21 protein-coding genes are annotated in these 23,484 nt (G+C 55.6%); 14 read left to right on the top strand and 7 right to left on the bottom strand.

Annotation, left to right across the window (positions count from 1 at the left end):
• Window positions 1-3: 3 nt before the first annotated feature.
• From DA915_RS18235 to DA915_RS18245, 3 genes are read right to left on the bottom strand one after another with little or no spacing between them, the layout of a single operon-like run.
• Window positions 4-1,305, bottom strand: a complete 1,302-nt coding sequence (locus tag DA915_RS18235) for an HAD-IIIA family hydrolase (protein WP_107676836.1) — start codon at window positions 1,303-1,305, stop codon at window positions 4-6.
• Complete coding sequence (locus DA915_RS18240; RefSeq protein WP_003505567.1) at window positions 1,302-2,243, bottom strand: NAD-dependent epimerase/dehydratase family protein; 942 nt, start codon at window positions 2,241-2,243, stop codon at window positions 1,302-1,304. Before DA915_RS18240 ends, DA915_RS18235 begins: the two co-directional genes overlap by 4 nt.
• Window positions 2,244-2,293: 50 nt before the next feature.
• Window positions 2,294-2,917, bottom strand: a complete 624-nt coding sequence (locus DA915_RS18245) for an SIS domain-containing protein (protein WP_107676837.1) — start codon at window positions 2,915-2,917, stop codon at window positions 2,294-2,296.
• A gap of 389 nt (window positions 2,918-3,306) precedes the next feature.
• On the opposite strand from DA915_RS18245, the gene DA915_RS18250 reads away from it, so the two are divergent.
• From DA915_RS18250 to DA915_RS18275, 5 genes are all read left to right on the top strand, one after another.
• Window positions 3,307-6,210 carry an FkbM family methyltransferase gene (locus DA915_RS18250; protein WP_107676838.1) on the top strand — a complete coding sequence of 968 codons (2,904 nt, stop codon included), beginning with the start codon at window positions 3,307-3,309 and terminating at the stop codon, window positions 6,208-6,210.
• A 10-nt stretch (window positions 6,211-6,220) separates the two neighbouring features.
• Window positions 6,221-7,453, top strand: a complete 1,233-nt coding sequence (locus DA915_RS18255) for a glycosyltransferase family 4 protein (RefSeq protein ID WP_107676839.1) — start codon at window positions 6,221-6,223, stop codon at window positions 7,451-7,453.
• Between the two features lie 57 nt (window positions 7,454-7,510).
• Window positions 7,511-8,650 (top strand): UDP-galactopyranose mutase, encoded by a 1,140-nt coding sequence (locus DA915_RS18260; protein WP_107676840.1) that lies wholly within the window; start codon window positions 7,511-7,513, stop codon window positions 8,648-8,650.
• A 556-nt stretch (window positions 8,651-9,206) separates the two neighbouring features.
• A complete protein-coding gene (locus DA915_RS18265) occupies window positions 9,207-10,970 on the top strand; it encodes an ABC transporter ATP-binding protein (protein ID WP_035212884.1) in 1,764 nt (587 codons plus the stop codon).
• 303 nt (window positions 10,971-11,273) lie between these two features.
• Window positions 11,274-12,059 (top strand): 2-keto-4-pentenoate hydratase, encoded by a 786-nt coding sequence (locus DA915_RS18275; RefSeq protein ID WP_107676842.1) that lies wholly within the window; start codon window positions 11,274-11,276, stop codon window positions 12,057-12,059.
• Between the two features lie 79 nt (window positions 12,060-12,138).
• Here DA915_RS18275 and DA915_RS18280 read toward each other — a convergent pair whose 3' ends face one another.
• Entirely contained in the window at window positions 12,139-13,044 is a 906-nt protein-coding gene (locus DA915_RS18280) for a LysR family transcriptional regulator (protein ID WP_060727268.1), read from the bottom strand.
• A gap of 185 nt (window positions 13,045-13,229) precedes the next feature.
• Here DA915_RS18280 and DA915_RS18285 point away from each other — a divergent pair, with 185 nt between their 5' ends.
• Complete coding sequence (locus DA915_RS18285; RefSeq protein ID WP_107676916.1) at window positions 13,230-14,264, top strand: aldo/keto reductase; 1,035 nt, start codon at window positions 13,230-13,232, stop codon at window positions 14,262-14,264.
• Between the two features lie 279 nt (window positions 14,265-14,543).
• On the opposite strand, the gene DA915_RS18290 is transcribed toward DA915_RS18285, so the two are convergent.
• Window positions 14,544-15,071 (bottom strand): dihydrofolate reductase family protein, encoded by a 528-nt coding sequence (locus DA915_RS18290; RefSeq protein WP_003505555.1) that lies wholly within the window; start codon window positions 15,069-15,071, stop codon window positions 14,544-14,546.
• A gap of 46 nt (window positions 15,072-15,117) precedes the next feature.
• Here DA915_RS18290 and DA915_RS18295 point away from each other — a divergent pair, with 46 nt between their 5' ends.
• The 4 genes from DA915_RS18295 to DA915_RS18310 all read left to right on the top strand — a co-directional run bounded on the left by DA915_RS18295 (window position 15,118) and on the right by DA915_RS18310 (window position 17,559).
• Window positions 15,118-15,696 (top strand): TetR/AcrR family transcriptional regulator, encoded by a 579-nt coding sequence (locus DA915_RS18295; RefSeq protein WP_107676843.1) that lies wholly within the window; start codon window positions 15,118-15,120, stop codon window positions 15,694-15,696.
• A 230-nt stretch (window positions 15,697-15,926) separates the two neighbouring features.
• On the top strand, window positions 15,927-16,526 hold the full coding sequence (locus DA915_RS18300) for a superoxide dismutase (RefSeq protein ID WP_107676844.1): 600 nt from the start codon (window positions 15,927-15,929) through the stop codon (window positions 16,524-16,526).
• A 104-nt stretch (window positions 16,527-16,630) separates the two neighbouring features.
• Window positions 16,631-16,966 carry a ferredoxin FdxA gene (fdxA, locus tag DA915_RS18305; protein ID WP_003505552.1) on the top strand — a complete coding sequence of 112 codons (336 nt, stop codon included), beginning with the start codon at window positions 16,631-16,633 and terminating at the stop codon, window positions 16,964-16,966.
• Between the two features lie 11 nt (window positions 16,967-16,977).
• Window positions 16,978-17,559: a flavin reductase family protein gene (locus tag DA915_RS18310; RefSeq protein WP_107676845.1), complete on the top strand. Its 582-nt coding sequence runs from the start codon at window positions 16,978-16,980 to the stop codon at window positions 17,557-17,559.
• A 35-nt stretch (window positions 17,560-17,594) separates the two neighbouring features.
• Here the strand turns inward: DA915_RS18310 and DA915_RS18315 are convergent, their stop codons facing one another.
• Window positions 17,595-18,539, bottom strand: coding sequence for an AraC family transcriptional regulator (locus tag DA915_RS18315; RefSeq protein ID WP_107676846.1), 945 nt, complete (start codon window positions 18,537-18,539; stop codon window positions 17,595-17,597).
• 81 nt (window positions 18,540-18,620) lie between these two features.
• On the opposite strand from DA915_RS18315, the gene DA915_RS18320 reads away from it, so the two are divergent.
• Entirely contained in the window at window positions 18,621-19,370 is a 750-nt protein-coding gene (locus DA915_RS18320) for an SDR family oxidoreductase (RefSeq protein WP_107676917.1), read from the top strand.
• An 88-nt stretch (window positions 19,371-19,458) separates the two neighbouring features.
• On the opposite strand, the gene DA915_RS18325 is transcribed toward DA915_RS18320, so the two are convergent.
• On the bottom strand, window positions 19,459-20,358 hold the full coding sequence (locus tag DA915_RS18325) for a glycerophosphodiester phosphodiesterase family protein (RefSeq protein WP_107676847.1): 900 nt from the start codon (window positions 20,356-20,358) through the stop codon (window positions 19,459-19,461).
• Window positions 20,359-20,508: 150 nt separating this feature from the next.
• Here DA915_RS18325 and DA915_RS18330 point away from each other — a divergent pair, with 150 nt between their 5' ends.
• The 3 genes from DA915_RS18330 (at window position 20,509) to DA915_RS18340 (ending at window position 23,420) form a co-directional block, all read left to right on the top strand.
• Window positions 20,509-21,657 carry an ROK family transcriptional regulator gene (locus DA915_RS18330; RefSeq protein WP_107676848.1) on the top strand — a complete coding sequence of 383 codons (1,149 nt, stop codon included), beginning with the start codon at window positions 20,509-20,511 and terminating at the stop codon, window positions 21,655-21,657.
• 203 nt (window positions 21,658-21,860) lie between these two features.
• The gene (locus DA915_RS18335) at window positions 21,861-22,367 is read left to right on the top strand and encodes a sigma-70 family RNA polymerase sigma factor (RefSeq protein WP_035212879.1); all 507 of its coding nucleotides are present in this window, start codon (window positions 21,861-21,863) and stop codon (window positions 22,365-22,367) included.
• An 84-nt stretch (window positions 22,368-22,451) separates the two neighbouring features.
• On the top strand, window positions 22,452-23,420 hold the full coding sequence (locus tag DA915_RS18340; protein WP_107676849.1) for a FecR family protein: 969 nt from the start codon (window positions 22,452-22,454) through the stop codon (window positions 23,418-23,420).
• The last annotated feature ends 64 nt before the right edge of the window (window positions 23,421-23,484 follow it).

Here is a 23,484-nt window from a genome sequence, read left to right on the forward strand (position 1 = left end):
TTATCATGAAAATTCCCATTTTAAGTTGGGTAGAGCCGATGCCAAATCATCTTCGACGCGATTTGGCTCGATATCCGGAAAACGATGACGGTCATTACCATTGTGGCCGCTGCGGACCAAAATAGACGATGTTCCCACAGCGTTAGCTGCAGCAATATCGCAATACCGATCGCCGACTAACCAGGATCGACCAAGATCGATACCGTGGCGTGTTGCGGCCTGCCGCAGTAACCCGGGTAAAGGTTTACGGCAATCACATGCGATCTTTAACTCCACGATTTCACCTTCCCATCCCGCTTCCGGATGATGGGGACAGATAAAATAATCATCTATAAAAGCACCCGCGCTTTTCGCCAATTGGGCATCAAGTTCCGCGTGGACAGCATCCAGCTCTTCCCAACTCAGTAATCCCTTGGCCACTCCCGGCTGGTTTGTGACACAGATGACCGGGATGCCAGCGTCATTTGCCGCGCGGATCGCCTGCGCAGCACCATCGATAAGCATCATATCGCGCGCGGCGTAAATTCCATCACGTTCGATATTGATAACGCCGTCGCGATCCAGGAAGAGAGCTGGCTTCGGCGTTAGCCGGTTGAGACGTTTCACGCGCCCATCCGCCAGATGTCGCTCAGCCTTCTTTATTCGTTCGGGCGTACCGACATCCTTTGCGTATTCACAGCTCCGATAGGCATAAAGCGCTTCGGCTTCCGCCAGTATCGAAAAAATATCACGCCCCCAATCAGAAGCGCCAGACGATGGAATGTAGTTCAAAGCGGTTGGAGAGAGAACGTAGAGCGCAGCACTGACAAGATTTGGCAACCTGCCTTCATCATCATGCGGCTTCGGATGAAACTGTACGATACGATCGAAACGATCCACCGTCAGCAGGTCGCTGTCATGCGGATGATCGTTGGGATGGACGAACAGTGTCCCTGCTCCACCTCGTTCCCGAGCGAATTCGACGAACGCGGCAAAGTCGATGTCAAACAAGATATCGCCATAGACGACGATGAAGGGTTCCGCCAGATTCGCCGCAATCTGCCGAAACGAACCGGCTGTCCCGAGCGGTGCGGTTTCGGTCACATGGCTGATGCTAACACCAAACCGTGTACCGTCACCGAAATGATCCTCGATGACCGAGGCGAGATGACCGTTCAGAAAAACGAAATCACGAAAACCAGATGCGGCAATATTCTCGACGATAAGCTCGAGCAGCGGCTTCCCGTGAACAGGTACCATCGGCTTTGGTATACCATCCAGCCCCAGCCTTGTTCCCTTTCCTCCGCATAGCACGACGACTTTCATCGCTGCTCCTTCCAGATCGCCCGTGCAGCGGCACGAATTGCGTCGTCAGACGTCATAGTCGGCTGCCAGCCCAGTGAATTCAGCGCCGACGTATCATATTCAAACTTCGGAACATCACCAATCCAGCCCCTGTCACCACCGGTATAGGCTATTTCAGCCCTCTCGCCAGACTCTTCGATTACGATTTGAGCAATGTCCGCAACGGTGGAACGAGTATCAGCCCCAACGTTGTATATATTGATTTTTTGATCGGTTTTTTCCCATACAAGCAAAATAGCGCGGACAAGATCCTCCACATACAGATATGGTTTCACCTGCGTTCCGTCGCCAAGGACGTTAAGCAGCCCCGGCGTAGCAATCAATTTGCGAACGAAATCATAAACTGCGCCATGAGTCGCCCTGGGACCAACGACATTGGGAAACCGGGTGATCCAAGCCTTTATCCCGTAATTTTCGCAATAAGAACTGATAAAAGCCTCAGAAGCCAATTTACCAGCGCCGTAGTGGGAAATCGGGACAAGGGGACCATAAGTCTCGGCGACCTTGCCCTTCGTTTCACCGTAAATTGCCGAGGTCGAGGCGAACACAATCTGTTTGATATCGAATTTGCGAGCAGCCTCAAGCACTTGAAATGTAGTAAGAAATGTCTTTTTGAGATCTATCGATGGCGATGCATGTGAGCGCGCAATATCGGAATTGGCGGCCATATGAAAAACGCACTCGAAGTTTCCGCTCTTCACGACGTCTTCAAAGCGACTTTCATCGAGAATATCGCCCTCGATAAATTCCAACGCACCAGCGTTTAACTGGTGCTCGATATTGCGGCGACGTCCCAGCGACAAATCATCATAGGCGGTGACCTGATGCCCTTTGGCTATAAGATAGTCGCAAAGGAAGCTGCCAATAAAGCCGGCTCCGCCAGTTACAAGAATTTTCATGTATTCTCCTGAAGAGACGTTCGTGGTTGATGCGCCCGATGGACCGCATGCTAGACAGGATTCGTTTCGTCGCGCCGGTTTGCTATGAACTGAGCAATGATATGCATCATAGCCTGATGGCAATCTTCGACAACACCGTAATTGTCCGCGGCGGCGTGCAATGAAATATCGCACGCGTCTTTAAGTTTTCCTCCGCCGAAGCCTGACAGGCCAATCACGGACATCCCCTTGTCTTGCGCATGCTTCACAGCCGCAAGAATGTTTCCGCTACTTCCGGAGGACGAAATAGCAATCAGGACATCACCAGCTTCGCCAAAAAAATCGACCTGTGTTGAGAACACATTTTCGAATCCATAGTCATTTGCGATCGCCGAATAAAGCGCAACATTTGAACTCAGTGAATGTGTTTTGATCGTTGAGTGACCTGAGCAAGATGTCCCCTTTGTCCAATCACAGCAAAGATGGTCAGCGATTGCCGCCGATCCGCCGTTACCGACGACATAAATCCTCTTGCCATCACGTCCAGCGGAAAAAACAACCTCGGCAGCCCGCTCAAGCGCGGCGAAATCCAGCGATTCCATCGCATGACTAAATGCCCCAACGTAATCCCTGGCAAAGCTTACGATGTCGGAACCATCGAATTTTCTATTTCTGTGACGTGGATCTGTGGTCATTCAAAGTCCCCAAAAAATGAGGCTGGGTTACTCGCATTTAAGTAGAAAGGCAATGACCCACCGTCCGGATTCTCACTCAAATGATCGCTCCTCTTCCTTTTTTTAGTTCCACCCATGATACTCTTCAATATTTTGCAATTCCACAAAGATAATTGTCTACACTCCCTCGTGTTATTTAAGAAAACAATCAAAAATATATAATCAATTATCAAAAACTTATCATAATATAATCAGCTAATATAATACAATATTACTAAAGAAATTACAGATAATTGAACATACATTGATAATATGTATTGAAATTAAAAAATACTCAAATTATATACAGAAATCAAATATTACTACAAAAAATATAAATGAAACATATATAAATTAATTATGGATTATTTATGAAGAATGTTGTTTCAGTAATAATTCCCGTGCACAATATGGAATTATATTTAGATCAATGCCTCTCCTCCATAGAACTGCAAAGCCATGAAAACCTGGAAATTATTTGCATAAATTCGTGCTCAACCGACAATAGCGCGACAATCATAAAACGCGCGATGTTGCGTGATAGCCGTATCCGTTACGTTCAGCAGGAAATAGATGCGGGTCTCGGCGGAAGCCGAAATGAAGGCTTGAAACATGCGACCGGTGAGTATGTCCTGTTTGTCGACAGTGACGATTGGATCGCACAAGACATGATCGAGTCTCTGGTGTCTGCGATTGAGGCGCACCACGCTGACTATGCCTTCGGAGCTGTTGAAGGATATGACAACGAAACGTCGCGATACCTTGGTATCGAACATCCCTTTCACTCCCTCGCGGCGCGAAAACTCGCTACTGACGGCGTCATTGATCTCGCAAAGCATCCCACAATTTTAACAGATATGTACCCGTCGGCTTGGCTGGGTCTGCGCCGGCGTGCAAAAATCGCCGAACTTGGTGTTGATTTTCCCGAAAATCGTCTCGCGGAAGATCACCGCTTTCACTATCGCTACGGGTTTAACTCCAGTCGCGCGGTATATTTACCCATTCCTTTTTACAAACATCGCCGTAACCGACGTGGTCAACTTTCTTCGGAGCAGTCCACACGCACCTTAGGAGTGCTCGACACGATCGAAGAAAATTTTTTGATTTTTGACCAGTTTCTCTCCAAGAGAGACGCCCGCGCAGCCAAGGCCAAGACCGCGCTGAGGCTGGTTTACGAGAAACTCGGCCAAATATCCGAGAAAACACCGGCTGGAGAGGCATTTTTCTCCCGCGCCCGCAAAATCCTTTCACAGTTTGACATCGAAGAAATATATCTGCATGGCGACATTTTCGTTGAGCATCGCCATACACAGGAAATCCTGGGGGCAACGACAGACGCGCTGATTGCGAAGGCGTTGCGGACCGAAACCTTCGAAGGGCGCGAACTACACGGCGGTGAACATTGGGCCGATATAGAACTGAAATTCGATCCGCCCATAAATCTCGATTTAGCACATTTGGCACTGTCGGTCGATTTGGATACGCCGGCGCCGATTTCACTGCGGCTTGCCCTGATTTGTGAGCCGGTGCAGGAACAAGGAGAGCAGGCGGCGACAGGCCCACATGTCTTTGAGTTTCGGCTTACCTTCCAGCCCTTGCAGAATGTTGTTACGTTTGAATGTGGGCAAATGATCGCGGCGGAGGGTCGGCCTGACGTCACCAAAGTTTGCAAGATATGTTTTGGAGGTCTACTTCCTGTCGGAAAGTTGACGCAGAAACTCTTTGCATTAACGTCGGATCATGCGCTCATCGATCTCGTCGGTACCGCAAATAAACCCGCGGAAGCCCATCAACCTGATGCCGCCGCACCACCACCCCACATACCCAGAGGGAAGCGCCGAGGTATTTCTGCTGTCGTAGCGGACATTAGGGCGCTTCGTAAGCTGCCCACCGCCACGGCCAATCTATACGCCGAACTGAAGGCCCTAGATCAATCCCTGACAGAGCGTCACCTGCAGATTCTTGATCTGAGCGAGCGCGCTGAGCGCCTTCTGGAATCCAACTCCACCACTCTTACAAAGTCCCTCTCCGAAAAAATTCTCGGTGCGAGTGAGCAGACCAAGCAATCCTTCGAGGCCAATTCGAACTATTTGGCCAAATCCCTCTCCGAGCAAATCCTCAAAACGAGCGAGCACGCTAAGCAAGCCCTAGAATCCAGCTCAACCAATCTGACCGCATCCCTCTCCAACTTGGCAACCATCGAAAAGTGGCTGCTGGGAAGCGCCAACCGGTTGGAGGAACATATCGAATCCAACCGTCAACTGATACCGCGAAACGATGGAATGCACGCTTGGCATCCGACCTGGATACCATCGGACATACCGCTCTTTTTCCACGGCAACAGTTGGATTTGGGCGGACAAATTTAAAGAATATTACTTCAACAACAAAGACGTCGTGCCCCAGAAGATGGAGCGACTTATCGCGGGCCTGGATACCGAGAGCGCAGCCGTGCTTCGCTGGCTGTGGGAGACCGCCGTCTTTAAAATCCCTTTCGCGCGCACGTCCGCGGATGCCGGCGCGCTGTTGCGACGAGATTATGTTTACAGCCCTGCCGATCTCGTTGAACAAAAGAAGATTCTACGCCACTTCGCCGACGAGACCTCGGAGTTCGCGATACCCCATGGCCAGACGATGGAAATCCCGGTCTTCTATTACCATCACGGACTGCGCACTCTGAACCAGAAATACCTCGACTACATGGCGGGGTACGATGCACTCGATTGTGGTGCGTTCATCGGTGATACCGCGGTGGTTCTGGCGCGTAAATATGCCTTCAGAAGGATTCTTTCGATCGATCCAAGCCCCGACAATATTCGAAACATGATGAATGTCCTCTCGCAGAATGGCGTCACCAACGTGACGCCGATCCTTGCCGGCGTGGATGAAAGTGAAGGGGAATTGATCTTTCGCGGCAAAAACGCCGTGACTACCGCTGTCCAGTTCGATCCGCAAACGTTCAGCGTGATGCCTCCCGATCAGACTTCGGTGCGCGTAAGGAGTATTGACGATATAGTCGATTCCGAACAGGTTTCTCCGCGTTTCATCAAGTTCGATATCGAAGGATTTGAACAACGCGCTATCCGTGGCGCAAAGCGTACGATCGAAAAGTACCGACCGATATTATCGATTTCGGTTTATCATCGTCCTGAGGACATGTTCGAGATCAAGCCATTCCTGGAGGAATGCAACCTCGGATACCGCTTTATTGCGCAACATCAGAACCCTTTCGATCCAATCTACGAAACGGTCCTTCTGGCCCTTCCAGAACTCTAAGGTGAGTACGATGCGACTGCTTCATTCAATCTTCTGGGATTATTTCATCGACAGGCGGTTTGGTGGACCTCCCGGATACCTCGCCCATCTTCGGGCCGGATTGGACCAACTGCCGCCTAATCCTGAATTCGATATCTGGATCGACTGCTATCCAGAGGCTCACTTCGCACCACAAGGTCCGCGCCGCGACCCCTCGCAGCAAGAATTGATCAGCCACATCAGGTACTTCGAAGAAATAGGGAACTTCGAATTGTCAGAGGCCGAGTTCGAACGCCTAATGCGCCATCGCCCTGCCAGCGTCCATCTGCACACAAGCCCACTCGCCTACAAGGTCATTCGCACGTTCAAGCGGCATGGTATTACGGGGATTCCCGTGATCCTGACAAGCCACACGCCAGAATCCAACGGAAAGGAGATGGCCGACCAGTATCGGGTTCCGGGTATCGACCCGCGTCTGTGTGATCGGTTCGAGCGTGCAGTACGCTTTATCGAGGCACTGGCATTCCAGGCTGCTGACATCTGGATGTTTCCCAGCCGCGAAGCGATGGAGCCTTACTTTGCGACAATCCCAAAATTCGACACTTGGATGAATGGGAAAGACATCCGTTATGTCGAAACTGGCGCTTGCCTGCCGCGTCAATCGGTGTTCACCGATCAAGCGAAGGCGAAGTTCGGCTTGTCAGGTCGGAAAGTGATTTCCTTCATGGGTCGCCACAATGAAGTCAAAGGCTATGACGTGTTTTGCGACGCGGCGACAAAATTGCTCGCCGAGAGAGAGGATGTCACAATTCTGGTAGCGGGCGCTCCGAACCCGTTAATCGAAGCGCCGCGAGATCCCCGGTGGATCGAACTCGGTTGGTACGGCTATCCAGGAGATGTCCTAGCAGCTTCCGACGTCTTCGTTCTGCCAAATCGGATGACCTACTTCGATCTCGTGCTGATTGAGGCGATTGGTATGAAAACCCGGGTGGTGGCATCGTCCACCGGCGGTAACAAGTCAGTCGCAAAGATGTCGAAGAATGCTATCGCGTTGTTCGACGGTTCGATTGATGATCTCAAACGTCAGATTTCTAACGTATTGGACGACACGCTTGAGTCGACCAGGCGGTTGGTCGATACACTTGATCGTGCGTATGAACAATACTTTACACCCTTGAGGTTCGCTTCACGCTATCAGGAGATGATCCATGACGTTTATCGAGATCATGGTATCCGCGGCGATCAAATGAAGCCCGGATCATGACGGTCTCAACGAATATGTTGCGACATCCGGCTAATCAATGCGGTAAAGGCTAGGAAAATGCAGAATTATCTCGTCGTCGGCGCGGGATTCGCAGGAGCCGTCTACGCAAGAATCCTTGCAGAGGGTGGCCATCAGGTTCAAGTTATCGACCGGCGTGACCATATCGCCGGGAACGCTTACGATTTTGTAGATCACAACGGCGTTCGCGTGCATCGCTACGGGCCACATCTGTTTCACACCAAAAACGAAGACGTCGTTCAGTGGCTGTCTGCTTTCACAGACTGGGACCCGTATCAACATCGCGTAAAGGCGATACTGCCGTCTGGTGTCCGCACACCTTTGCCAGTGAACCGAAGCACGATCAACGATGTTTTCGGCACCCAGCTGTCAACCAGTTCCGAAGTCGAAGCGTTCCTAAAATTACAAAGTGAAAAGATTGCCGAGCCAACTAATGCAGCCGAATACCTTTACAAAAACATCGGCCGGACCCTGACAGATCTATTCTTTCGACCATATACAAAAAAGATGTGGAACCTCGACTTGGAAGACATGTCGGATTCCGTGGTTCGCCGAATTCCTGTCCGGACCGACGATGAGGATCGCTATTTTCCTGATGCAACTTTTCAGCTGATGCCCAAAGATGGGTATACGCGTATTTTTGAGCGGATATTCAGCCACCCGAACATCAAGGTTTCACTCGGCGTCTCCTTCACCAAGGAGATGGAGGTTTTTTATGATCATGTATTCAATAGCATGGCAATCGATGAGTATTTTGATGGCCGGTTCGGTGCACTGCCATACAGGTCGATAAAATTTCACTCTTTGGCGTTGCCAAGTGTGGGGGGCCAAACCGACGTCAGTGTCCTGAATTTCACAGACAACAGTCGTTACACCCGTGAGACCTATTGGCACCTTCTACCAAACCATCTGGTCGAAAACACTGGAACAGTGACGAAGACCATCGAAGAACCGTGTGATTACCTTGAAAACGATATGGAGAGGTACTATCCAGTTAAAACTGCAGATGGAAGATTCCAAGAAATTTACCTAAAATACAAAACCTTATCAAATACACTTCCCAATATTACTTTCATAGGTCGCTGCGGTACATATCAATACCTCGACATGGATCAAGTTATCAATCAGTCGCTGATCGGAGCCAGGAAGTTCAGGCGGGATGTTGAAGCATTAAAGTAGAATCTCTGCGCTAAGGCGCTCCGCGAGAAAAAGACGGTAGGGCCGCCGATTTCAAAAGCAACGAGATCAACAAAGGCTTTGCAACAGCGCTTGACTTTAAGTTTTGGAGGTCGCGCTTGAATGTATGTTCAAAGGCCTGCGGGCTTTTATGAAAAGCTGGAGACGTTAATTTTATCAGGGGATTCACTTCACATCGCAATCGCAGGTCATGTCGTGGGCATCACTGACAATCCAGGCCAGTTAAGGCACCATCCAAGAGCCGGACGACGCCATATCCTGGTAGCTTAGTGAGCCAAGTGCACGGGATCGAGAGTGTCCCCAGAAACTGGCTGGAAACGGGAATGACGACAGGTTCAGGACATTGACACTCTCCGATCTTCGATCTATTTGGCGTCAATGCCGGATCGGTGGCGTCGCAGATATGCGAAGGCAACATGAAAAAAGCGAAATCCATCACTACATATAAACGTGATCATTTCGTTTTGCGCGAGCGATAATTGACTGGACAGCAATTCAGCACCGTCAGACACCCAGGGAACAAATCAAGGATGTTTCAGTGATAGGATCTTTTTTGTCGCCAGACGACAAGAAGTTGCTTGTGCGACTCTTTAAAGAAAATTTCAAAAAGCACGTTGGTTGGTATTCCCTAGCTATCGCTTCAATGTTTGTCGTTGCTGGCACAACGTCTCTCAGCGCGTGGATTATGCGCGATATCGTCAATAGCGTTTATCTAAAACGTGGTTTCGACGTCGTGCTTGAGATCGCATTTGCGGTCGCTGCCATCTTTATCGTCAAGGGTATAGCGACCTTTGTCCAGAGCTACTATCTGAGCAAAGCGGGCAACAGTATTGTTGCCGAGCAGCAACGAAAAATTTATGACAGACTCCTAAAGCAAGGCGTTTCTTTTTTTCAGAATATGCCCTCTTCGGAGTTGCTCGTCCGTGTGACCTTCAACGCCCAGTCAGCACGTAGTGTCATAGACACTGTAGTGACGTCGTTCGTTCGAGACCTATTTTCCTTGCTCGGTCTAATTTTCGTAATGTTCGCTCAAAATTTTCTATTGAGCGCAATCTCGATGATTATCGGCCCAATAGCTATCTTCAGCGTCCGCCTGGTGCTCAAACGTGTGCGTAAAATAATGGAAGCGGAGCTTGCTTCCATTGGCGAGATTGTCAACGTCGTACAAGAAACGAGCATAGGCGTGCGAGTGATAAAGGCATTCTCACTCGAGAAGCTTATGCGTCAACGCATGGACAAGGCAGTTTCCGATGTCGAGCATCGTTCAAACGGTATTGCAAAACTTGAGGCAGCAACAAGTCCGATCATGGAAACGCTGTCGGGCCTTGCCATTGCCGTGGTTATTGCGGTTTCGGGCTACACCGTGCTCGAGAAGGGTGGCTCGCCAGGGGACCTGATGGCCTTCATCACCGCCCTGCTCTTGGCCTATGAACCAGCCAAACGTCTCGCTCGTATGCGTGTTCAAATTGAAGGTGGCATGATCGGCGTTCGCATGATGTTTCAGGTACTGGATGCGCCGCTGACGCTTACTGAAAAGAAGGATGCTCTGCCGCTTCCCAAGGCGAGTGGTGATGTGGAGCTCAAGAACGTAAGCTTCGAATATGTTGCGGATCAGCCGGTTTTGAAGGACGTCAGTATTCTCTTCGAGGGTGGTAAAATGACCGCCTTGGTCGGCCCGTCCGGCAGCGGCAAGTCCACCCTCATCAATCTGATGATGCGCCTCTACGACCCACAAAACGGCTCGGTCGAAATCAACGGCATGGATTTGCGCGATGTTTCCTTCGCCAGTTTGCGTGAACACGTATCCTATGTCGGTCAGGAAACGTTCCTGTTCTCGGGAACCGTTAAACACAACATTTCCGTCGGCCGGGACAATGCAACCGACGAAGAGATCATCGCCGCCGCAAAGGCCGCCAATGCGCATGATTTCATCATGAAAATGCCGAACGGCTACGACACGAAGCTCGGCGAAAACGGTTCCGGCCTGTCGGGTGGCCAGAGACAACGTGTGGCGATCGCCCGTGCGATGCTGCGTGACGCGGACATATTGATCCTCGATGAAGCTACGAGCGCACTGGATTCGGAATCCGAGGCCCTTGTCCGCGATGCCTTGGAACGTCTGACACTGAACAAAACGTCGATCGTCATCGCGCACAGGCTTTCCACCATCAACCGCGCAGACAAGATTGTGGTGATGGACAATGGCGAGGTCGTGGAACAGGGAAGCCGTCGCGAGTTGCTCGCAACGGACGGCCTTTATAAGCGGCTTCACAGCATACAGTTCGACGCAGACGTCGCGTAGTCAGAACAGGTCGGGCGGGGCACTCTCCCCGTCCGATCACGCTCCGTGCAGGGGCATCAGCATTGTCGCCGGCATTGTTGCAGCCTGCCTTGCCCACGATTTTCCGCTTTCCTTGTAGGTGTACCGGCACGACTAGATCGCCGTTCGTTTGGCGTGCCAGGAGAATCGCAACAATTGCTCATCGTTCGGCACCACCTCTCCTTAAAGCTGGCGATGTGGTCGAACTCGACACTAATGGCCTTGGCAGACAGCGCCAAATCATGACAGCATCTGCCGTTTGAAACATCCGGGACCCTAGACGCAATGACGGCAATCGAAAAACTGGCCGAAAGTTTCGCAAAAGCGAGCCGCGATGGTGCAAAAATCACTCTGGCGGCGTTGCAGGCGGAGGGCCTCATTCCCGGTAGCCTTGAAGAGGCTATGGCGGTCCAGCGGGCTTTTGCTGAAAAATGGGCGGAACCGGTCGCCGGATGGAAACTGGCGATCCGCCCGGATGGCGAGGCCATCGGGGCGCCCATGTTCGATTGCGTTCGGGTCGATGAAACCAATCTCGCTTCTTTTCCTGAAGATGGCACCGAAGGCGTCGAGGTCGAAATCTGCTTTACGCTTTCCGCCGATATCCCCGCTGCGGCGGCGGGACCGCTGACCAGGGAAGACCTGATAGGATATATCGACAAGGTCCACCTTGGTGCTGAACTTCTCCGCTACAGGCTGGTGGAGAAAAATCAGGTGCCGTTTCCGCTTTTTCTCGCGGATCGCCTCGCCAACCACGGCTTCGTCATCGGCCCGGAAGTGGATAAAGGCATCGTGGACGTCTTTGCCGGAAATGGTGAGAACCTACCGCGGCTTACCGTTACCGAGGGGTCGGCGCAGCTTTTCGACGCCACGGTAAAACATCCGAATGGTGATCCGCTCGCCCCGCTTGTCGCCTTTGCCAATGCGGCATTCAACAAGGGCGACATGCTCAAGGCCGGCAATGTCTTGACGACGGGCAGTTTCTGCGGTGCGATACCAAGCACACTTGCCGGCGAGACGCAGATCACGCTGAAATCGGTTGGTGCTTTCACGCTATCCGGTCCGAAACCATAGGCCCCGCTCATTCGGGACGCCCTTTTTTTGGCCCCCCGCCGTCTTCATCCGGGTCGCGCTTTCCAATGCCTCCGGAAGGTCACTTCACCCGCCCGTATTCGCCCAGAAAATCGAGCAGCGCCCGGATGCGGGAGGGAAGCGGCCCGCGCTGGCCGACATAGACGGCATGAAACATCTCCGTCTCACCCGTATCGAGATGATCGAGCACGGGGATCAGTCGGCCGGCGGCGATATCCTCCCTCACGGTGAAAGCGGCAAGACGCACCAGCCCGACGCCGGCAAGCGCCAGACGGCGAAGGCCTTCACCATCGCTCACCTGCACACGTCCCGTCGCCGGGATGAGGACGGTCTTTCCGTCGTCCCGCAATGGCCACCCGTCGACTGACCGGGCATATCCAAACCCAAGGCGATTGTGATCTTCCAGATCGGCGATTGTTTGCGGCACACCGCAGCGCTCCAGATAGTCAGGGGCGGCGGTGATGATCATCCTTGTCTCGCCGAGTTTGCGGGCAACGAGGCTTGAGCTTTTGAGCGGCCCGGCACGCACCGCGACATCCATGCGCTCTGCAAGGAGGTCGACCACCTGATCGGTCTGGACGATATCGAGCGTGATGCCCGGATGCAGCGACAGAAAGCGTGGCAGGATGGGCGCAAGAATATGCGTTGCATAAGAAGCGCTGGTGTTGATCCGCACGCGGCCGACAGGCTGTTCACCCAAGCCGGCGGCGCGTTCGGCCTCTTCGAGATCGGCGAGGATGCGGGTGGCCCTCTCGTAAAAAGCGCAGCCCTCCGGCGTGATCTGAAGCTGCCGGGTGGAGCGGATGAGGAGGCGCGCGCCCAGGCGGCCTTCCAGCCGTGCGATAAGCTTGCTCACCGCTGAAGGCGTCATGTTCGCCGCCGCGGCCGCACGGGAAAAACCTCCGAGTTCAACGACCCGCACGAAGATTTCCATCTCCCCTGCCCGGTTAATCTCAAGTCGCGCCATGATGACTTCATCTCACAAGTGATAATATTCTCGGCATTCTATTTCATGCAAGAACCATCGTCTATCTTCAGACAGCGATTGAAACACATCACAATCTTCGTCTGCCAGATCACGACGGGATGGACAGGCACGGCGCCATCAGGCCCCCGGCCCAGAACCATGCCGAAGCAACAAAGGAACGCCCCATGGAATATCGCTATCTCGGCAAATCCGGCCTGAAAGTGCCGGTTTTGAGTTTCGGCACCGGAACCTTCGGCGGCTCCGGCCCGCTCTTCAGCAACTGGGGCAATTCCGATGCTGCGGAAGCCCGGCGTCTGATCGACATTTGTCTCGAAGCCGGCGTCAACCTGTTCGATACGGCCGATGTCTATTCCAATGGGGCATCGGAGGAGGTGCTCGGCGAGGCCATCAAAGGCAGGCGCAACAGCGTTCTGATTTCAACCAAGACCAGCCTGCCGATGGGCGACGGGCCGAACGAGGCCGGATCGTCCCGCTTCCGGCTGCTGCGCGCGGTGGATGATGCCCTGCGCCGTCTCCAGACCGACTATATCGACATCCTTCAGCTCCACGCCTTCGATGCCTTCACACCGGTTGAGGAAGTATTGTCGACGCTCGATACGCTCGTCCGATCCGGCAAGGTGCGATATACCGGCGTTTCGAATTTTTCAGGCTGGCAGATCATGAAATCGCTCGCCGTCGCGGACCGATATGGCTGGCCGCGTTATGTGGTCAACCAGGTCTATTATTCCCTTGTTGGCCGCGATTACGAATGGGATCTGATGCCGCTCGGCGCGGATCAGGGCCTTGGCGCGATGGTCTGGAGCCCGCTAGGCTGGGGGCGGTTGACCGGAAAAATCCGCCGCGGCACGCCGCTGCCCGAAGGTAGCCGCCTGCACGAGACCGCCAGCTTCGGCCCGCCGGTGGATGATGACCACCTCTACCGCGTGATCGATGCGCTCGATGCTATCGCGGAAGAAACCGGCAGGACCGTACCGCAAATCGCACTCAACTGGCTGCTCAGGCGTCCCACCGTTTCCACGGTCATTATCGGCGCGCGCAATGAGGAACAGCTTCGCCAGAACCTCGATGCCGTGGGATGGGAACTGACGCCCGCGCAGGTGGCGCAGCTGGACGCGGCCAGTGAGACAACGGCGCCCTACCCGCATTTTCCGTATCAGCGGCAGGCGGGTTTTGCGCAGCTCAATCCGCCGATCGCATAACGCCAAGCCCTCACATTGTGGGGTGGCGACGGACCCACCGTTGAGGTGGAAATTCCCGTATTTCCGAAGCGCACCGAGACAGAACCAAAAAAGGGCCGCCAGCAGGATAACGTTCATCGCACAATCTCTTGCAAGACTTGCGATGTGGATGCCGCTGGCGGCTTTATCGGTGAAACGCCGAGCTTCACGAGAGGTCGCCACATGGCCAAACCCGAGCGGCCCTACAGAACTTGTTTCCCCCATTTGATGTTTCGCATCAAACAGACACCCAGGGTACGGCTATGAAAAGCGGTAATGCAATCGAACGCAGCCTTTCTCGATTGCCTTTGCGCTGATCAGATCCGGGCTTGCACGATACCCGGTGAGCGGAAAAAGAGGCTGACCCGAGCCGAGTATCTCCGGGATAACGTAAATCTCGATCTCATCCAGCGCACCGCGCTCCATGAAGGCCATCTGCAACCGGCCGCCGCCCAGCATCCAGACATCGCCGTCATCGAGAGCGCGCAATTCCTCGATCAGCGAATCCACATCGGCGCGGATCTCCAGCGGTCCTTTCGGCCTTTCGATCGGCCGCGACGTGACGACGATGACACGCTGCCCTTCATAGGCCCAGGGTGACGGCTCGCTGGCGATGAAATCATACGTCGCCCGCCCCATGACCACCGTTCTTATCCCCTTCAGGAACAGCCGATAATCATGCTCGCCAAGGTCCATGTCGTCATATTTGTAGAGCCAGTCGAGCGAACCGTCTCCCGAGACGATCAACCCATCCAGACTGGCAGCGATATATCCACGAATGATCGCCATCTCATCCTCCTTGATTTATAAATGAATATACGTTTATATATGCGGCATGCCAAGACACAAGCTGATTTCCGACAATCAGGCGCTGGACGCCCTGCTGCCGCTGATGTTGCAAACCGGGCCAGACGGCTTGACCTTCGCCGCAGCCGCAAAGGCTTGCGGTCTCTCCGCCGCAACTCTGGTGCAGCGGTATGGCAAGCGTGAAGACCTTGTCGAAGCAGTGCTTCTGCGGGCTTGGGACGGGCTTCAGGCCTTAACGGAAGCGGCCGACGCAAAGGAACCCGTGACACCGCAAGGCGCCATATCCCTGCTCATGGGGCTGACATCCACCGAATCCGCTGAACAGAATGCGAGTGACGGATTGCTGCTGTTGCGGGAAGATATTCGCAATCCAGTCCTGCGAGAAAGAGGTGCGCTTTGGGGTCAAACGCTTGCCCATGCACTCGGCCGCCGTGTTACGGAGAATGGGAAAAACGCCGAACGGCTTGGCTGGCAGATGGCCTCCATCTGGCAAGGGGCTCACATATGGTGGGCATTCACCCGTGCCGAAGACGCCGGCCCGGAGATCCGCAAAGCACTGGAGGAATGGGTTGCGATGGTGGAACGAGCCGAGCGTTTATCAAAATAACGACGTGCCGGTTTTGCGCAGTGCAGACCGGCGAAACATAGCGCCCCCTGCTCTTCCGGAACCGCTGTACCGAACCCGAAACGCGCCTTCTTCTGGCTTACCGCCGGCTTCGCATGGCGTGTAAAAAACCCCTTGACCTCAACCATGGTTGAAGTTCTAGAAGTGGTGTCACCTTGTTTTCGCAAGGCTCTTTTCATGCTTTTGAGCGAACAGTTGACAAAGGACACCCCATGGCTTTCCAGCTTCCCGACCTCCCTTACGCCCATGATGCGCTCACCCCCTCGGGCATGTCCGAGGAGACGCTGAAGTTCCATCATGATCTTCATCACAAGGCCTATGTCGATAATCTCAACAAGGCGATATCAGGCACCGAATGGGAAAAGAGGAGCCTCGAAGAGATCGTCCGGGGCAGCTATGAGAAGGGCGCGGTGGCGCAATCCGGCATCTTCAACAATGCTTCGCAGCACTGGAACCACAATCTCTTCTGGGAAATCATGGGGCCGGAAAACCACGTGATACCGAAGGTGCTGGAGGACGCGTTGACGCAGTCCTTCGGCTCGGTCGCGCTGTTCAAACAGAATTTCGCGCTCGCCGGCGCTTCCCAGTTCGGCTCGGGCTGGGCGTGGCTGGTGGTGGACACCGATGGTTCGCTGAAGATCACCCGCACCGAAAACGGGGTCAATCCGCTGTGCTTCGGGCAGAAGGCGCTTCTCGGCTGCGATGTCTGGGAACACAGCTATTATATCGATTTCCGCAACAAGCGCCCCGCTTACCTCGAAAACTTCCTCGACAAGCTGGTGAACTGGCAGGCGGTTGCCGCCCGCCTTTGATTTGAGCCCCACCGATCCGGCCAGTCCCGCTGCCCTGTGCGGCTGGCCGGATCAGGCGCAGCCGGACAGCCGCCGTCCGGCTGCAACTCCATTCGAGCGTCTCAATGCCCTATGTCGTCACCGAAAACTGCATCGCCTGCAAATATATGGACTGCGTGGAAGTCTGTCCGGTCGAGTGTTTCTACGAAGGCGAGAACATGCTCGTCATTCATCCCGATCAGTGCATCGACTGCGGTATCTGCGAGGGGGAGTGTCCCGCCGCGGCGATCCGGCCGGATACCGAAGCGGGACTGCATGCCTGGCTCGACCTCAATCGCCACTATTCCGGCATCTGGCCGCGCGTGCACGAGAAAAGGTCACCGCCTGACAATGCCGACATCATGAATGGTGCTGCGGCAAAGATATCCATTTTTTCGAAAAATCCGGGAGCGGGCGGTTAGCCCGGCACACCATGTCTCATAATTTCAGGCTGATCGCCGGCGGCGTCGTCAATCACGCGCATATTCCGCTGAAAGCTTGCGCGTCTCCCATGATCTCCCCGCGTGAATTCAAGGATTCGATGGCAAGCCTTGCTTTCACCGTAGCCGTGGCCACGGCCGCCCATGCCGGCGAGCGGATCGGGCGAACAATCACCTCCTTCATGCCGCTCAGCGCGGAACCACCGCTGCTGATGATCTCCATCGACGCCAGCAGCCGCATGGTCGATCTCATCGCCGCGAGCAGGCGCTTCTCCGTTGCGGCACTGGCCAGAGGACAGGAGGAGATTGCCGATGTCTTTGCGGGAAAGGCAATTCATCCGGACCGGTTCAGCATCGGAGACTGGGATACCTGGCCATCAGGAAGCCCTAAACTTGCCGATGCGCTGTTATCCATGGATTGCGAACTCGTCGGCTCCATCGATGCCGCAGACCATATCCTGTTCGTGGGCGGCATAATCGAGGCCGTCAAAAATCCGCTTAGCAAAGCCCTGCTCTGGAGCAAACGCGCCTATACCGGCACGGATCAACGCTACCCCATCACTCCGTCTCGATAATCCGAAAAGGCTCTCACCGCCATGACCGGCAACGGCTAGAGAAAATCCGCCTGCTGTCGGCGCCTGTCGCCATTGGCGCGGGCAAAGCTACCCGGAGCGACACCCGTTCTCCTGCGAAAAGCGGTGCTGAATGCGCTGGCGGATTCATAACCGATCTCCTCCGCGATATGATCGAGGGACTTTATCCCGCGCATCAACGCGTCTCTGGCAAGCGCCATTCGCCAGCGGGCCAGATATTCGATCGGCGCGCAGCCGAGCATTTCATTAAAACGCGCTGCGAAGGCCGAGCGCGACATGCCGGCGATCCCGGCCAGTTCGGCCACAGTCCAGTTCGCGCGGATATTGGCGTGCATGGCGGACAATACGCGGGCAAGCCCGGGTAAACGCATCCCCTTCACCAACCCCGCCGGAATTGCCTCGCTGCCCGCATTCGGCCGACGCAGCACTTCAACCAGCAGAACCTCCAGCATGCGCCGGATGATCAGCTCTTTGCCCGCATCCTCGCGCACGCATTCTTCCGACAGCAACTCGATCAGGCGCGCCAGCCGGGATGCTCCGCCCTCGCCCGCCGGCACATGGATCAGGTCCGGCATCAGCGACAGCAGAAGCGCCGCATTGACCCGCTCGAACATGAAGCTTCCGCCCAGCGCGACAAAATCAGGCTCCCCTTCCTGTTCACCATGCCGCACCGCCCGGCCTTGCGGCTCGACCTGAATACACTCGACGTCGGGATCGCTGCAAAGCGAGAAGGCGGGCGTGGAGGGCAAAAGCAGGAAATCGCCACCTGACAGCCGCAGGGGCTCCCGGCCATCGATCATGACCCAGGCCGCACCGGCCAGAACGACGGCAAAACCCGGCGCATCATAGGCGCGATAACGCACACCCCAACGGCCCCGGCCGGAGATTGGCTTTGAAACGGCGGCGCTCGGCCGCAAAAGATCGATGATATCGCTAAGAGGATCCACTGTCTGGACGATCAATAATGAATTACAGTATCCAGAGCATATATCATCCAGAACACATCGTCTATGTCAGGTCATATCGAACAATGGAGACTTATGATGACCAAGACGATCCTCATCACCGGCACCTCATCCGGCTATGGCAAGGCGACCGCCGAATTTTTCCTCTCGCGTGGCTGGAATGTCGTTGCGACCATGCGGCGTCCGGATCCCGATCGCTTCGGCGGCAATAATGACCGGTTGCGCGTCCTGCCGCTGGATGTGACGGACGGACAAAGCGTCGCGGCCCTGATCGATGCGGCAGGTCCGGTCGATGTGCTGGTAAACAATGCCGGCATCGGCATGGTCGGCGCTTTCGAAGCAACGCCAATGTCGGCAATCCGCACGATCTTCGACACCAACAGCTTTGGTGTGATGGCAATGACGCAGGCGATCATCCCCCAGATGCGAGAGCGCCGGTCCGGCGCGATCATCAACGTCACATCCAGCGCCACGCTCGCATCCTTTCCGCTCGCCGCCGCCTACACCGCCAGCAAGCAGGCAATCGAAGGTTTCTCCGGTTCGCTTGCCCATGAACTCGGTCATTTCAACATCCGGGTGAAGCTGGTGGAACCGGGCTATGCACCAACCACCCGTTTCACGACAAATGCCATCCTTCCGCTGGAAGAGCTGCTGCCGGACGATTACATGGACTTCGCAGGCCCAATTCTCGAAGGCTTCGCCAAACCGGCCATGACGACCAGCGAACAGGATGTCGCCGAAGCAATCTGGAGCGCCGTCCATGATGTGTCCGGCCAGCTCCGTTTTCCCGCTGGCCCTGACGCAATTGCGCTCGCCCGGGCGGGGTGACGCGCGATAGCGGCTTCACCGTGTGGCGATAGCGTCGAACAAGCGAAGGACGTGCTTCGTCGCTTGTTCGACGGTAGCAACGGCGCCTTCAAGGCGCTCGTTCATCGGGCCCATGCTTGCCGGCATCCATCTTCAGCCAGCTGGTGAAAGCTTCGACCTCATCCGTCTGGATCGCACCGACGCCGGCCTCGGCGAGTGCGCCCCACACCGCCTCCGGTTCTTTGAGCGCCCGCGTATCGTTGAAATCGAGGCAATGGGCGACATCCAGCGTGTTGATCCACAACCGGATATTCTGACGCTCCATCTCGGCACGGCCTTCGGCCAGATCGGCAATATCGGTGAATTTCACCTCGATCATCGGCGCCTGCAATGCCTCGATGCGGCGCAGATCCTCGGCAAACCTGCCCTTTCTCACCGGAAACATCGGCATATGCGGGATCTTGCCGAACCAGTCCGTGTCGAGCATCTCGAAACGGCTGGCCTCAGGATCGATATCGGTCTTCACCAGCACCTGGTCTTCAACACCGAGCCGCAGCACGGTTTCCATGACTTGCGGCAGATCGCGGGTGAATTTGATGTCGATATTGACGGTGATCTTGCCCCGTGCCTCTTCCAGCAGTTCTTCCAGTGTCGGCACACATTCATGGGTCACGTCAGCCGCATCGCCACCCGCGCCGGCCTTCAGCTTTGCTGCGCGAACCACCTCGAAAGGCAGCGCGCTCACGGTCCCCTTGCCCGTCGTGGTGCGGTCGAGCGTTTCATCATGAATGACGACCAGCCTGCCATCGGCCGTCGCCTGCGTGTCGATCTCGATCATCTCGACACCCGCCGCAACCGCGGCCCGGACGGAGGCAAGTGAGTTTTCTGCCGTAGCAGTCCAGAAACCACGGTGGGCGATGGTCAGGATGGCCGGATTGTCGCGCGAGCAGAGTGCAAGCACATTGCAGGGATTGGAGGTATTGTGGGAGGTAGCGAGGGTTCGGTGCATGGGTCGACTTTCAGGTCTCATGGTCGGCTGATTTTGTCGCCTTCAATTAATACACATAAGGCGTAATATTTATGACAAGGGCTGGGAATAATGTCCCCGTGTACCAAAGCCCCGTGTTGCCGCCGCCCCGCACAGCCGTTATCCAAGGCCATGACAACAGATCAGACGCTGCACCAGAGCTTCGACCGCCAGCCGCTTGCCAGCGAGAATGAGCGTCTCATTCTGGATATCGTGCGCCGCCACGGCCCCATCGCCCGGGCATCGATCACCGGCCACACCAACCTCACGCAGCAATCCGTGCACCGGCTGATCGAAGGTCTGCAGGAGCGCGGGCTTCTGCGAACCGGCGCGCCGCTCAAGGGCACGCGCGGCCAGCCGAGCCCCACCATCGAGCTGGTGCCGGAAGCGGCCTATTCGCTCGGCATTTCCATCAACACCGACTCCGTGGTGATCTGCATCGCCGATTTTCGCTGCGACGTGATTGTCGAGGAAAAACTTGACATGCTTCCGGAGGACCGGGAGGAGACGCTCGCCGCCTTGTCTCTGGCCCTGGAGCGGTTGCTGGCGGAACGCGGCATCCCGCGCGAGCGTCTGCTTGGCCTCGGTTTTTCAATGTCCGGCTTCTTCGTGTCGGAAGACCGCGCCTTTAACGCGCCGGAACCTTTGCGCGACTGGTCGCTGATGGACCTGAAGCCGATCCTTGAGAAACGGTTCCGCCTGCCGGTCTGGCTGGAAAACAACGCCACCACTGGCGCGATCGGCGAAAGCCTACGCGGCGTCGGCTCCTGGTGCCAGACCTTCGCCTATCTGTCGTTCAACTATGGTTTCGGTGGTGGACTGATCCTCGGCGGCCAGCCTTTTCACGGCTTTCACGGCAATGCCGGCGAATTCAGCGGCATATACAGCCCGGACGAAGCGCCGAAACGTCCGGCCCTGCAATATCTGATCACCACCCTGCAGAAAAACGGCGTCGACATCCATTCGATCGAGGCGCTTTACCAGCAGTTCGACCCCGCATGGCCGGGCGTCGAGGAATGGCTGACCGAAACCATGCCGCAGGTGGACCGTCTGGTGGCGAGCCTGATCTCGATTCTTGATCCGCAAGCCATCGTCTTCGGCGGGCAATTGCCGCGCGCGCTGGGCCAGATGATGATCGAACGCACGCACATGCCCTCGGAGCGCGAACACCGTTACGGCGTCGGCCCGAAGGAGGCCAAACTGGTTCTTAGCGAAACGGTGGGCGATCCCTCTGCAATCGGCGCCGCGCTGCTGCCGCTCAGGGTCCGCTATTTCCTGTAGGCTGGCCCAAGCGGCCTGATGTAATCCCGCAACAATCATCACGGAAACGTGAGGCCAATTTGGCCCCCGGGTTTTTACGGGCTGGCAGCAAACGCCCGATGGCATTAAACATGATCATAATAATCATGTTTCTTGCGATATGAGGCGGCGCGTATATTCGCGGCCGCATCATGCGGCAAGCCAATACGTCACCGGGTCGATTGATGAGTAAAGCCCTGTTACAGGTTCTCGATGCCGAGGAGGAAAGCCGCCTGATGCGGTTCTTCCGCCGGCGACTGCAGAACCGGGAAGATGCCGCCGATGCCATGCAGGAAACCCTGCTGCGGGCGCTGGAAGTCTCGCATGCCACGCTGATCGACAATCCGCAGGCCTATCTCTTCCAGATCGCCCGGTCCGTCGCCCGCCTGACGGCCATTCGCCAGTCGCGCGAGCGGCCGTTATTCGCACCTTACGAAGCGGGTTTTGCCGTTGCCTGCGAAGAGCCGGGGCAGGAACGGATCATCGCCGGACGGCAGCACCTGATTTTGATGGCACGGGCCATCGAGGCCCTGCCGAGACGCTGCCAGCAGGTCTTCGTGCTCAGCCGCCTGCATGGCCATTCCAATGGCGAGATCGCCGCCCGGCTCGGCATTTCCCGCAACATGGTGGAAAAACACATTATCAAGGCGCTGCTGCACTGCCGTCAGGTCCGCGTGCAAATAAAAATGTAAACCTGCATCAGGTGTTCGCATCCTTTTTCACTCTATAAGGGAAAAGGAATACACATCAGCACGCAACAAACGGCAGATCAGGACATGAATGAGCGCCCGGACGGTCTGAAGGATGACGGCTTGACCGATGACGGTCTGGCCGAGGAGGCCGCGCTGTGGGTGGCGCGCATGCAATCAAAAGATGCGACGGAAGCGGAGCGCGCGGTGTTTCATGTCTGGCTGCGGGCCGATGCCGCCCATGCTGCCGCCTATGAGGAAATGCAAAGCCTCTGGGGAGAACTCGGCGAGATCGATCTTGCGCCGGCCGAGCGGCAAAAACGCCGAAGGCCCCGCCGGGCGATGCTGGCGGGCCTGGCCGGTCTCTGCCTCATCGGGCTTGCGGCGCTGTTTGCGGACAAAAGCGGATTAAAGGACCGCTGGCAGGCGGATTATTACACCGGCATCGGCGAAACGCGCGTGCTGGCGCTGGAAGACGGCAGCCGTATCAGCCTGAATACCGACACGGCAATTGCCGTCCATTATTCGCAAAAGGAACGGCGCATTACCCTTCTTCGCGGCGAGGCCTATTTTGATGTCGCGAAAAATCCGGAGCGCCCCTTCATCGTGGAGGATGGAGCGCTGACGGCAAAAGCGCTCGGCACGCATTATTCGGTCCGTACCGGCAATGGCGTACTGCCGCAGGAGGTGCAGGTGGAGGAAGGCCGGGTGGAGGTGACGACAGGGGCCGAGGTCGCCGTGCTCACGCCCGGAGAGGCCGTGACCCTTGGTGGCGACGGCAGGCTGGTGCGCGCCCGCAAGGATGTTGCCAACAGCATGGCATGGCGGGTGGGCAAGCTCGTCTTTTCCGGCCAGCCATTGCGTGAGGTTCTCGATATTCTCTCGCAATATCGCCGGGGTCGTATCGTCATTCTCGATGAGGCGGCGGCGAAACAGCGCGTTTCCGGCATTTTCGACCTGAAGGATACGGATCAGGCGCTCACCATTCTCGAAGAAAGCCTTCCCGTTTCGGTATCACGGCTTTCCGGAATGCTGGTTTTCGTGCGCTCCAGATAAAAATAACTTTTTTGCGGCGCCGACGTCAGGAGGCGGCCCGCCTTTTCACTCTAGGCAATCAGGA

This window comes from Agrobacterium sp. LAD9, from assembly GCF_003031125.1.
Taxonomy (GTDB): domain Bacteria; phylum Pseudomonadota; class Alphaproteobacteria; order Rhizobiales; family Rhizobiaceae; genus Agrobacterium; species Agrobacterium radiobacter.